Source organism: Candidatus Poribacteria bacterium, assembly GCA_026702755.1.
Lineage (GTDB): Bacteria > Poribacteria > WGA-4E > WGA-4E > WGA-3G > WGA-3G.
Genome location: JAPPBX010000054.1, coordinates 1 through 12,903, shown reverse-complemented (window position 1 = coordinate 12,903; position 12,903 = coordinate 1). Strand labels below are relative to the sequence as shown.

Annotated in this window: 10 protein-coding genes; 4 read left to right on the top strand and 6 right to left on the bottom strand. The window is 49.4% G+C overall.

The window, feature by feature from the left end; genetic code table 11:
* Positions 1 to 3: 3 nt before the first annotated feature.
* The 5 genes from OXH39_10015 to OXH39_09995 form a co-directional block, all read right to left on the bottom strand.
* A complete protein-coding gene (locus OXH39_10015; GenBank protein MCY3550779.1) occupies positions 4 to 1,266 on the bottom strand; it encodes an ABC transporter permease in 1,263 nt (420 codons plus the stop codon).
* Positions 1,253 to 3,265 (bottom strand): WD40 repeat domain-containing protein, encoded by a 2,013-nt coding sequence (locus OXH39_10010; GenBank protein ID MCY3550778.1) that lies wholly within the window; start codon positions 3,263 to 3,265, stop codon positions 1,253 to 1,255. The genes OXH39_10015 and OXH39_10010 overlap by 14 nt, the downstream gene beginning before the upstream one ends.
* 24 nt (positions 3,266 to 3,289) lie before the next feature.
* Positions 3,290 to 3,634 (bottom strand): hypothetical protein, encoded by a 345-nt coding sequence (locus OXH39_10005; protein ID MCY3550777.1) that lies wholly within the window; start codon positions 3,632 to 3,634, stop codon positions 3,290 to 3,292.
* 375 nt (positions 3,635 to 4,009) lie between these two features.
* Entirely contained in the window at positions 4,010 to 4,501 is a 492-nt protein-coding gene (locus tag OXH39_10000; GenBank protein ID MCY3550776.1) for a hypothetical protein, read from the bottom strand.
* 8 nt (positions 4,502 to 4,509) lie between these two features.
* Positions 4,510 to 4,959, bottom strand: coding sequence for a sigma-54 factor interaction domain-containing protein (locus OXH39_09995; protein MCY3550775.1), 450 nt, complete (start codon positions 4,957 to 4,959; stop codon positions 4,510 to 4,512).
* Positions 4,960 to 5,858: 899 nt separating this feature from the next.
* On the opposite strand from OXH39_09995, the gene OXH39_09990 reads away from it, so the two are divergent.
* From OXH39_09990 to OXH39_09975, 4 genes are all read left to right on the top strand, one after another.
* Entirely contained in the window at positions 5,859 to 8,561 is a 2,703-nt protein-coding gene (locus OXH39_09990) for a TonB-dependent receptor (protein MCY3550774.1), read from the top strand.
* Positions 8,562 to 8,703: 142 nt separating this feature from the next.
* The gene (locus OXH39_09985) at positions 8,704 to 9,513 is read left to right on the top strand and encodes a sugar phosphate isomerase/epimerase (GenBank protein ID MCY3550773.1); all 810 of its coding nucleotides are present in this window, start codon (positions 8,704 to 8,706) and stop codon (positions 9,511 to 9,513) included.
* A gap of 9 nt (positions 9,514 to 9,522) precedes the next feature.
* Complete coding sequence (locus OXH39_09980) at positions 9,523 to 11,091, top strand: hypothetical protein (GenBank protein MCY3550772.1); 1,569 nt, start codon at positions 9,523 to 9,525, stop codon at positions 11,089 to 11,091.
* 28 nt (positions 11,092 to 11,119) lie between these two features.
* Complete coding sequence (locus tag OXH39_09975) at positions 11,120 to 11,872, top strand: hypothetical protein (protein ID MCY3550771.1); 753 nt, start codon at positions 11,120 to 11,122, stop codon at positions 11,870 to 11,872.
* Between the two features lie 18 nt (positions 11,873 to 11,890).
* Here OXH39_09975 and OXH39_09970 read toward each other — a convergent pair whose 3' ends face one another.
* Positions 11,891 to 12,697, bottom strand: coding sequence for a dockerin type I domain-containing protein (locus OXH39_09970; protein ID MCY3550770.1), 807 nt, complete (start codon positions 12,695 to 12,697; stop codon positions 11,891 to 11,893).
* Positions 12,698 to 12,903 lie beyond the last annotated feature (206 nt).

Here is a 12,903-nt window from a genome sequence, read left to right as displayed (position 1 = left end):
TTTTTAGTTCTCGGCACGAAGTGCATCAATAGGTGAAAGTCGCGCCGCCCGCATTGCAGGATAGACCCCGAAGCCAACGCCCATAAAAATCGAAAAGATGACGGAGATGAGTATCCAATGTAAAGAAAGGACGACGGGCCACTCTGGCACAACTGGGACGATGCGGACAGCGAGGCGTGCCATTCCATGCGCTGCTAACCAGCCCCCCACAATGCCAAAAACTCCGCCACAGAAACAGAGACATATCGATTCCGTCAAAAATTGCCAGAAAATGTGAATCTGTCTCGCACCAATCGATTTCCGCAGTCCTATCTCCCGCGTTTTCTCGCCGACGGAGACAAGGCACATATTCATAATACCGATACCACTAACAAATAGAGAGAAACCGGCAATGCTGCCCAGCGCGATTTTTATGACCTTTTCAATACGGGCAACCCGACTGTGCACACCTGTTGGAATCCAATATCGGAAAAAATTATCTTGGTTACGGTGCCGCTTAAGAAGCACTCCGCGTGCCGAGGCGATAATCGGTGTCATATCCGCCCCCGGTTCAGTAAAAACTGTCAGACGTTCAATGTAGTCGTTCCCCGTCAGCCGTTCCTGATAGGTCGTCAACGGGATTGCCATCGCATTATCCAAAGACCAGCCCCATCGAAGATTCAGCCCGCGCGGCATCATGACACCAACGACACGAAACCGGACCGGCACTTGCCTCCAATAATACCGCACCTTTACCTCTTGCCCGAGTGGTGAATCTGCACCAAACAGATCTGTCGCCGCTTCACTCCCCAACACACAGACTTGCAGCGCGTGGTTAATATCGTTCTCAGTGAGAAATCTGCCTGCTTGGATGTGCCACCGCATGCCGGTTGCATAGTTGGCTGTGACACCTTCCAGAAAGGCGCGAGTCTCTCTCCCCTGGCGGCTTGTGACGAGCATCCGATACCTTTCATTTTTCGGCAGCACATAGAGCACCCCGGGACACACCGCTTCAATGGCATGGGCATCACCGAGATTGAACCGTTCTTTTGTCCGTACCCGCCGGCCTCCGCGAATGATTGAGTAACGGGTAGTGAATTGAAATTGATTTGCACCGCCGAGTTTGTCAACTTGATCCGCGACGAGAAGTTTCGCCCCATCACCGATAGCCATCATGCACAGCACACTGGTAACACCGATAAGAATACCGAGGATGGATAACCCAGCACGGAGTTTATTTTCCGTGAGGTGCACTATCCCTGAGACAGTTGCATCACGGGGTTTCATTTTGTAGATAAGGAGTCATATCCCATAAGAGGATAGTGCCGTCGAAACTCGCGCTCGCCAAAAGTGTGCCATCTGGTGAAAACGCGAGATCATGGACATCGGTAGTGTGTCCGCAGAAAGTGGCGATATTTTCACCCGTGGCAACCTCCCACAACCGGATGGAGACTTTTTCCTGCCCTTCTTGCCACCATGCCCCGGAGGCGAGATAGTCACCGCAAGGCGAAAAGGTAAGCGGGTGCTGCCGCTGGCAGCTCTGTGGTAGCAATATTGCCATACGTGTTTCCGAAGTCCTTGCATCCCAAACTCTAATTTCGCCTTCGTCTCGTATCGCACCGACGAGGAGAGTACCACATGGAGAAAAGGTTAAACCGCTGGTACTCCGAGAATCTGATTCCTGCTGTTTAATGACGCGCTGGATATCCTCCGACCTCCCTTTATATAAGGTCGTGTCCAAGAGTTTTGTTGTGCAGAACGAGAAAAGCTGCTCACCACGCTCGACATCCCAAAGGAGAACACGTCCATCGGACGAGGCAGTGACAAAGTTTTTGCCATTCGGATGGAATACCGCCGTCGCTCTAATTGCATCAATATTCCCGCTGAATACGTGTCGTTTCTTCCACCTCAGGGCATCCCATATAATAATACTTTCTGGGCAGACGCTGATGAGGTATTCAACTGTTGGCGAGAACGCAAGAACATACACATACTTTTGATGTCCAACGAGTTCTGCAACCTGGGTACCAGATACAAGATTCCAGATTTTGATGACACCTACTTCATTAGTGTTTCTCCGGCCACTGGTGGCTAATAGCTCCTGACTGGGGGAAAAAGCAAAATGACTTGAACTGGGACGATCGTGGTACGGTAGGGCTGGAAATATTCGTTCTACCTGCCGCTGTGCGACATTCCAAAATAGGATTCCGCTGTGTCCACGAGTTCCACTGACAAGCGTGCTACCATCCTTAGAAAAAACCAACGAATGAGTATTGAGTATATGTCCCGGGAGAGACACTACCGTTGATGGGGATCCCTCCGTCCACACATGAACTTCACCGCGTTCGCTGGCGATCGCGAATTGCGTGCCATCGGCTGAAAAACAGGCTGGGTTTCTGAACCGTGCCCGATATTCAAAGGTGTCCACTTTTTTTTCCTGCGCTGCATCCCAGATCACAACTTCGTTCTCATAGAGACCAGCAACCCGTAAGGTACCATCCGATGTATAGCTAGGTAGCACCTGGATGCTACCACACACCGTTGGTTCCATTTCCAGGGTGCCAGTGTGAACATTCCAGACATGGACAGTACCTTTTCTATTGCAGGCGGCAAGATACTGTCCACAAGGCGAAAAGGCGAGTTGGTAGTAGCCCAAGCGTTCAGTATATGCATTGGGAAATTCCGCGATGTTTTCACCGGTTTCTACATGCATCACGGATGTCACTTGATAGTCAGACTTGTATGCGAGTAGGCTGCTGTTAGGAGAAAACGATATTGGCAACCCCGCCACTGACGCTGTCTCGGGGGTTTCACTAAGAGTGAACCATACGATAGGCATGCTGAGGTTCCTTCGCCAGGCATAAACAGCACACCGGTGACGACCGGATACGGCAAAATACTGTCCATCCGGCGAAAAGATAAGACGGGAAATCTCCTTTCCTTTGCCCACCGGATGTTCGGGGACATCTATTTCAGCGACGCACTGTAGGGTTTGTGAATCCCACACCTTAACGATACCATCCCAGTTGCCTGTGGCAATCCATCGCCCATCGCGGGAAAAGGAGATGGCAGAGACCATCCCCCTTTCGGTTGCCCACAAGGCAACCGGTTGCCTTGCAGCGATGTCATACCACCAGCACCCGATTGTGGTTGCAACGACAAGAGAAGTTCGATCGGGCGAAAACGCCATTTTACCACTTACTCCGCCGCGACCTAATCGGGCAGTTGCCCCGTTAGGGGGCACCCAGGTCGTTATATCAGCACCATCAGCTGGTTTTCTATACACAACAGTTTCCTCGCATATTTCGAGTTACGTATCGCAGGTGCCATTATAGTCGGGCTCGCAACAATACTCTTCTGTCCCTGTATATTCATATTCATCACCCTTAGTCTCACAAAGAGAGTTACCAGCGTCTGGCCCACATTTGCCTGCCTCGCCTTCATTACAACCGCTCTTACAACTTTTTGTGCGCGTGTCGCAGCATTCACTGCTTGAGAAGAGAGCAGTATCCATTTCGCCGCCACAGCAACAGGAAGCTTTGGTTTCTACAACAAACCCATCAAATGCCCCAGCGAATACAACTCCGCCGGCGAAAAACATGACAATCATCAGTTTACCGATGACATTCGGGATTGAGAAAAAATTTCTAATCATCCTAAAATTCTCCTTTATGTAAAAGAGACGTGAATCAATATAGCACGTCTCCACGAATTATATCCAAACAATTAACAGGACAGACGCGCAACGCGCCTATTCAAGAGTTTGGCTTAACAAAGTTATTTAAGTAAGCAAAAATCGTGCCAATAGGTGAAACCATTCTTATCATTGCCCTGTTATAACTTTATCCGTCAAGGCGGCACGCGGGATACGGGCTGTACACCGTGTGATGCGATCGCTTAAAGTTGTTTTTTGTCGAGTGTCCCAAAATGGAACACATTTGGAAGCAGTGTAGGTTTCAAAGCCTGTGATAAAGCAGGTTCCGGCGTGTTGTCTCAATATGAAACAGTATCCCATATTGAGACAACATTTTTACGGTCGCAGGTTATATTTCTCCAATTTCCGATAAAGTGTGGATCTACCGATGCGCAACGCCCGCGCTGCATCGGGGATATTACCGTCCGTCGCTTCGAGTGCTTGGATAATGGCTCTCCGTTCAGCTTCCTTAAGCGTAAGAATATCGGTGGTATCCGTCGGGTCGCTTGTAGCGGCTTGTGAACCCTCTTGTGTCAGATGCGGTGGGAGACTCTTTCGTTGCAGCTGGTCTGTCGTCTCACGCAAAACAGCACTTTCAATGGCGTGTTTCAGTTCGCGCACGTTGCCGGGGAAGTCATGCTGCATCAACACGTGTAAGGCATCATCAGAAATGGTGCGCATGGGTTTTTTGGCATCTGCGGCAAATTTTTCCAAGAAATGATGTGCCAAGATAGGAATATCTTCGCGCCGTTCTCTCAGCGGCGGAACCATGATGCGAAACGCCGCAAGTCGATAGTACAAGTCCGGACGGAAACGTCCCTCTCTCATAGCATTATCTAAATCCTGATTCGTAGCAGCCAGTAACCAAGCCTCTGAAATTCGCGTTCTTCTAATACACGCAGCAACTTCTTTTGCAAAGTGTGTGGCATATCCCCAATTTCATCAAGAAAAAGCGTTCCGGGGTTCGCTTGTTCAAAATATCCGATCCGCTGCTCAATTGTCCCGGTGAAAGCTCCGTGCTCATGGCCAAATAACTCACTTTCAATCAAGTCGGCTGGTATCGCAGCACAATTAATCCCAACGAAAGGGCGTGCTTTTCGCGGGCTGTTATCGTGTATTGATTTTGCGACCAGTTCTTTACCGGTCCCGGTTTCGCCTTGAATCAGGACGCTAATATCGCCTGTTGCCGCCACTCGAATCTCGGCGAACACCTGCTGCATCTTTTCGCTTTTGCCGATGATTTCACCAAAGGAATGGTTCGTCTCAAATTCGGTCTGTAACGCCATAATCTCCCTTTCATCTGCTGGACATGAACATCTTTATACTTATATAGACTCCTTTTTTAAGCCCTTTTCGTGCATAAAATGCAAAAAATGTCATAAATCACAATCCCATACTATATAAAAACGTGAGTTTGATAAAAGAGATGGGTTCTTGTAGGTTGGGTTGAACGGTGTTGAAAATCAGATGCCGGTCTCCCAAAGAACATCAGACCTCATATATCCGCACATACAGCCAAGAACCCAGTGAAACCCAACGCATTATCGACACTTGAGTGGATTGTTGGGTTTCGCTATATTTATCTCCAGGAAGGGTTTATGGCACATGGGGGTTCTCGGTATAACTGGGGACTTTTTAGTCTTTTACCGCTCAACCCAACCTACGGTCATATCCCAATTTTTATTATCAAGTTCACGTTATATAAAAGACTTTTTTTAGGGCGTTCGCGGGCAAAGCCGGGAAAAAAAATGCATAATTTGTGTTTTACGGGAAGGGGCACCCTTGCGTTGGTGTATAAGCAATTACAAGTTCTACTAAAACCCAACTTAATAACTAAATTTGTTTTAACTTTACAAATGTTAATATATATGCTATAATATACCCATAACGTATTTGAATCGTTAGCACACAGCAGACCATCTCTGCAGAACCCAATACGATTCTTCAAACACGCCTCATTGAAACTATAGTAAAACCCGAAAATAAGAGGGCACTTTGGAAAACACAAAACACCTCACCACGGCTGGCGAGGTTTGATGAAGTTTAATAAAATATTTGGGTAATTCTATGTTCCCTCAGACCCGGTAGGTGCGGTTTGTAACCGCACCGGGCATCGGAAAAAATTACCCGATTAAATTCTTAATCTTCATGTAACCTCGCCCTTTTACATCTAAAGGGATAAAAAATGAAAACGCTGAAAACTTCAAAAAAGGACAAAGAAGGGTTCGCACAACCCCGCGGCGAGACACCCAGAAAAGGCTTCACAGCCAATATCTCTATCTGTCTTGACGATGCTTTTCATCAATCAACTCGGCACAGAAACAACGATTCAGGAGAAGAAAGGAGAAGAATTCTCGATTATCTCGAAATTGACAGACAAATCAGTCGCCATGCGGTCTGGGACGCGATCGTAAAGGTTTTCGTAAGAGCAGAAAATTCTTCTCCTGCTCCGAGAGGCTTTGATATATTTCATAAGCCGCATCAACGGACGAATCGCTGCCAAAATATTTACACACCCCCGTATCAGACGTTGATTGACTTTTTTTTGTCAGTATGCTTCAATATTGTTCGCAACCAAATGTTAGATACGGCATTTTCTGCCACTATATCATTATTCTACAAAAAACCCTCCACACCCTGTTTAGAGGAAAATATGAACTTTAATAAACACTTTTATGCTTTGGCTTTCTTGATGATACTATCTATACCTTTACCAACTGTTGCTGAGGAGGAAACCGGCGAAGTTATTAGAATGGAAGAGGTCGTGGTTACCGCCCGCAAGCGGGAGCAGCGGTCTTTTGAAGTCCCGCTCTCCGTTTCGACGCTCCAAGGTGAGAGATTCGATACCTTGCGTTCATCGGGTATGGACGTGCGTTTCTTGTCAAACCGCACCCCCAGTTTTCAGATGGAGTCGTCGTTTGGACGGATCTTTCCACGCTTCTATATCCGCGGTCTCGGCAATACGGACTTCGACCTCAACGCTTCGCAGCCAGTCTCGGTGCTCTACGATGGCGTTGTGCTTGAAAATGCTTTGTTGAAAGGATTCCCTGCCTTTGACTTGGATCGGATTGAGGTGCTACGGGGACCACAAGGCACCCTGTTCGGACGCAATACACCCGCTGGCACTGTGAAATTTGAATCGGCGCGTCCTACACAGACACTGGAAGGATACGGCAGGTTGGGTTACGGACGATTTAACACGAGTAATTTTGAAGGGGCGATTTCAGGTCCGCTCGTTCCGTCTGTGCTCTCCGCTCGACTCTCACTACTTGCGCAGTGGCGGGACGACTGGGTAAACAACGGACACGCAGGCGCGGAAAGTGCTTTAGGCGGACATCGCGACCTGGCGGGTCGTATCCAGTTGTTGTGGACCCCTATGCCGGAATTGGAAGCACGCCTCAAGTTCCACGCTCGCGATCTCGACGGGACTGCACGTCTGTTTCGAGCGAATATCTTGTCGCCGGGTGAAGGCGGTTTGGTAAAAGATTTTGCCCGTGACCGAATCGCGCACGACGGACGCAACGAGCAAACGCTGCGCACACAAGGCTTCGCTGCTGAAGTGCGCTACGACATTGGAGACTTCCAACTAATTTCGCTGACAGGATTGGAACGCCTTACTAATTTTTCGCGCGGCGACATCGATGGCGGTTACGGTGCAGTGTTCAGTCCACCGAGTGGTCCCGGCGAGATACCCTTTCCTTCTGAAACCGCGTCCGGTATTCCCTCACTCAGCCAATTGAGTCAAGAAGTCCGCCTGATGAGTCCGGCAGCGCGTCGTCTCACCTATCAGTTCGGATTGTACTATTTCCGTGAGTTCGTAGAGATGGAAGATTTGAACTACAATACGCTGGCTGGCGGTGCATTGGACGGCGTAGCACGTCAAGAGCAGGAAGCCACAGCACAAGCGGCATTCGCGGCGTTGACCTTCCAAATGCTTGAGGATTTGGAGTTGGGAGCCGGACTGAGATTGTCTCATGATGTAAAGGACTATACAGCGTGGCGAGAAGCAGCACCTGCGGTTACGGGGGCAGGTCCACTCGCGCCTATCCACCGGAATCCTGAGGATACGGTGTGGAGTGGTGATCTGAGTCTGCGTTATAGCGTGTCTCCTAACGTGCAGACATATCTACGTGCGGCGAGAGGATTCCGCGCACCGAGCATTCAGGGACGCTTACTGTTTGGGGACACCGTTACGGTGGCGGACACAGAGACCATTCTCTCGTTTGAAGGTGGCACAAAGTTACGTTTGTGGGAGCAGCGGCTGCACCTGAATATGGCAGCGTTCCACTACTTCATGCAAGACCAGCAGCTCACTGCGGTGGGTGGAGAGACAAACTTCAATCGGTTGGTGAACGCTGAGCGTACGATTGGGCGCGGTGTTGAGGTGGAATTAGCTTTCTTACCCATCACGGCACTGGAGGTTTCAGCGGGACTCAGTTACAATCAAACACGCATTGACGATCCGAATTTGGCGATACAAGGCTGTGGAGCACCGTGTACGGTATTGGATCCGCGCGGCACTGCCGAGGGAACTTTTTCCATCGACGGTAACGGTCTGCCACAAGCACCGGGTTGGATCGCAGATGTGACGCTGCGCTATATGCTCGAACTTCCGGCAGGTGTTCGTCTCATCGCATCGACGGACTGGGCGTATCGCAGCCGCGTGCGGTTCTTTCTCTACGATTCTGTGGAATATGCCGATGATTGGCTCTTGGAAGGCGGGGTCCGGCTCGCCTGTCTACTCCCACACGCCGACGTAGAGGTGGCAATTATCGGGCGCAACATCCTCAACGATACATCTCCGACTGGCGGTATCGACTTCAACAATCTGACTGGCTATGTCAATGAACCGCGGTTCTGGAGCCTTGAGGCGGTGCGACGTTTCTGAACAATACCAAAGATCCATTTGTAGGTTGCACTCACGTTTTAGAAGGAGAGTCGGGAATCGGAATTCCCTCCTACCTGAAGCGAAATTTGACAAAAAAGCACCGTCCCTTTAGAATAGAAGAAAAATGAAAGTAGGACACAGAATGAAAATTGCAATATGCAACGAAATGTTTGAAAATTGGAAAATCGAAGATGTTTTCACTTATGCTGCTGAACTCGGTTACGAGGCGGTCGAGATCGCGCCGTTCACCTTAGCAGACTCGGTCTTAGACATCAGTGATGCCGAACGTACACGCATCCGCAAAGCAGCAGAAAGTGCGAAGATAGAGATTGCCGGACTCCACTGGCTGCTTGTCTCACCACCGGGACTGTATGTTAACCACCCAGAGGCGGAGATTCGTGAGGAAACGCGGGACTATTTCCTCGCACTGATTAACTTATGTGCGGATTTAGGCGGTAAAGTGATGGTGATCGGTTCGCCACAACAACGGAACGTGATGGAGCCGCTCTCATTTGAAGAGGCGTGGGAATATGCGCGTGCGACTTTCTCAGAAAGCGCGGCACTCGCAGGCGAAAGAGACGTGATGTTGTGCATGGAACCCTTGTCAAGCGACCAGACGAACTTCATTACGAACCCCGACAAAGCAGCTGAGATGGTGAACGCTGTCAATCACCCGAATTTCCAGATGATTCTGGATGTCTGCAGCACAGCAAAAGAGGGTTTGGATATGCCGACGCAGATCCGTAACCACGCGAAGCACGTTGCGCATTTCCACTCCAACGACGATAACGGCTATCTGCCCGGTTCTGGAAACGTAGACTATCCACCCATCATCGAGGCACTGAAAGAGATTGACTATAGTGGCTATGTCTCCACAGAGGTTTTCGACTTCAATCCAGATCCACAGACGATAGCGAAACGAAGCATCGAATTTGTGAAATCACTGCTGTAGGAGAGAGCAATGAACGGCATTATCCACGAATGCTACGAGGCATACAGTACACTTAGAAACGAAATGGGACGGTGGTTGAAACAGAGCATGCTGCTCGATCCACCCGGTCCAAACGACGGTGGCGAAGATGAAGCGAACTACGCGCTCGCGTGGTTTCCACACTATTTAATCACGGGTGATGCGACCGTGCTACAGCACTTTGATACACTGAAGGCAGCACTGCTCGGTTGGGTGAAACGCGATTGCCTTCACGGCTACGAACCGAAGGCGGAAGCACATCACGGACCGGAACCATTTCTCCTTTTCTTGCCTCGTTACATCGGTCTGATGCCGAAAGATACAGAAGCGATCATGCTTTTGACGGATGCGGCGGAACACATCGGGAATTGGGTGCCAGAGATTCCGCCGTGGTATGATTACGACCGAGATACGTTCATCGGCTATAACATTGGTAGTCGAGATGTAGCGAACGATGAAAAGAACGCGTATGAAATGGCGGAACATTTCCGATTTATCCATATTGCAATCGCGGCATATCGTGTGACGGGTGAAGAACGTTACCTGACGTGGGCGTTACGGTATGGAAGCAAACGCGCTGAGCAGCTTATTGCGGCACCGGACCCGATGCCACTGCTCTGGACGCACGACGGAGAGGGACTCGACGAAGCAGCCGTCAATGAGAAGAATTTAAATCGACTCACCGCAAGTACGCACCACATCCCTGGTGACCCGCTCGTTGGCATTGAAGTCTTACTGGCTTCTGGTGCTATTTATGCACTCGGCGATCTCTATCTGCTATCTGGAGAAGAGATTTTCAAAACGGCGGCGAAACGGATTGTAGAACCGTTAGTGTCTTCGTTGAGCGATCCATATAACGATCCGGCAGCGGCAGCACTGAGTTACTACCGTTGGACATTCGAGGATACCCAATTTGATGAGGACATCCGTGCAGGATTGGTAGAACTTCCTGATGAACCGCCCGAGCTGCTGGCGTTGATTTTCCCGCAAGAAACACGCCGTCGGGAACCCGGTGTCGGCAAGCGATCGGATATGGCATATTGGGGAGAATGGTCAGATGACGGATCTGTGAAACCGATTCAGGAACCCTCAACGGCGACCTTAACACTCGCCTATCAAGTTACGGGACAGATTGCTTATGCGATGCGAGCATTGCAAAGTGCTGCGACGCGCCTCCGTATCGCAAGACGTGTGTTACGAGGTGGACGGGAACACGCCGATATGGGCGGCGCAGTCTGCTCAATTGCAGCGGGACACGGACGGAATTGGGGGCAAGGCGCGGTCACAGCGTGTTATGGTCCTCTGCTTCTCGGCACGCGTGAGGTTCAGAGTGAAGTTACACCGCTTCTGGAAGTTCGACACGGCGATCAGCAAAGCCATCCACAGACGCTTCTCTCTCTGGTACGACCTATTCTCGGAACAGAAAAGAAGGCAGAGGTCGTCTTCTACAACGGGGGTGATTCACCCCTCACGTTTTCATGGCGATTGCAGACCGGCAAAGCGGATGTATGGGATACAATAACACTCGACGCAGGCGAAATGCAACAAAATCCAACCTGACATAATGAAAGCATTAAAGGAGATAGAGATGTTACGTGCAAAAAATTTTTCGCTCACTCAACTTGTTATTTCTATTTCAATCTTGATTTTTGTATCGGTTCCCGTTAGCTTTAGTGGAGAAATCCTTGATGACTTTGAAGATGGCGATACAGTAGGATGGGAACGCTCCCCTCAGAATCCAGATAGCAAGGTTTTCTGGGGTATAAAGAAAGGGGAAACTTTTGTCACTTTTGACCCACAAGGGCTTGTGTGGAGCGAGGCAATCTCTCAGTTTAATTTTACCGGCGAAGGACTAAACGCCGGTGATCCAAGCAAATGGACAGACTATGACGTAGAGGTTGATTTACGGCACACAGCGGTCGCCAACTTTCCAGGTGGCATCCGCGGGCGCGTTGACCTTGAGACAGGTTCACATTACGTTGTCTGGCTATACCCAGGATCGGCAAAGATGAATCTGTTTAGCAATCCAGGCTGGGACATTAATACCGGACTCGTAAACCACGGTGAAGCCGCTTATAAACCAGAAGTGGATAAGTGGCACAAAGTCAAATTGAGTTTTCAGGGGACCACCATCAAGGTTTTCTATGACGGTAAAGAAATGATTAACGTAAAGAATAATCTGTACAAAAGTGGAACAGTGGCATTGGGTAATCAGGACAAAGTTGTGCATTACGATAACGTCCGCATCACCGGTCCCGGTATTCCAGACTTAAACGCGAGTCCTGTCGAACCACAAGATAAACTGACAATCACTTGGGGACAGATAAAGTCGTTGCGTTAGAGATTGTTTACTACTGACTTAATTTCCAAAATTCTGTGCGACAAGCGTTAAATCAAGAATATTAACGGTGCCATCGCCATTTACATCAGCCTTCGGATCTGCCTCTCCAAAGCGAGAAGCCACAAAGACGAGGTCCAAGACATTCACAACACCATCAGTATTCACGTCATAAGGCACCTCGGTCGCGAGCAGATTTGAACTTACCAATCTAAAGACGATATCCTGATCTGTTTCAAACTTGACGGGTCCAAGGTCTGGTGCGAGCCACTGGTAGGTTGTGGAGCGACTTGTCCCTATCGCAGCAGTCGTTCTCGTGCGCATCCGAATTTTTAAGCAGTTCTTGAATGTTCCTGCCGATGTGATAACGCTCTCAACGGCGACCACTTCATTCACACTGGAAATCGTAACGGCACCTATTAGATCTACCTCTGTTTCTCCACGAGTCTCCCAAACCTCTCCAAGTTGAAGCGTTTCGGGGAAAAAGATGACAGGCGGTGAAAAATCCACACGCGCCACACCAAAAATATCACCCAGTTCTGCAACAATTCTATGGAGTTTCATTCCGTTCTCTGTCACCTGCACAAGGAAAGTGTTTGTATTGATCGTGCTTGTACCAAGGACTTCTGTTGTAAGCTTAAGGATACGGACCTCTTCGCCGTCAATGGATTCGTCGGCGGCCTCAATTGCGTAAGTGACACGTTCGGCACCGTCCTCACTCTCCAACACCCAAGTATTCCCGACATCCGCGGGATAATAGTTCTGTGCATCGGTTACGCTGACAAAAGCACAAAGCAGTATGATGAGCAATATAGTATTCCGAATCATTTTATTCCCCTTCAAAACAACAAAACGTGCCGAAAAAACGCCCTGATGGTGACACCAAGGCGTTTATGTGAATCGTGTTTATTGTCTCCTCTATTTGAGGATAACCATCCGTCGGGTTGCAGTAAAGTCTGCCGTCTGCAGCGTGTAGAAATAGATACCACTCGCTACGCGCTCTCCTACAGCATTCCTGCCATCCCAATACGCAG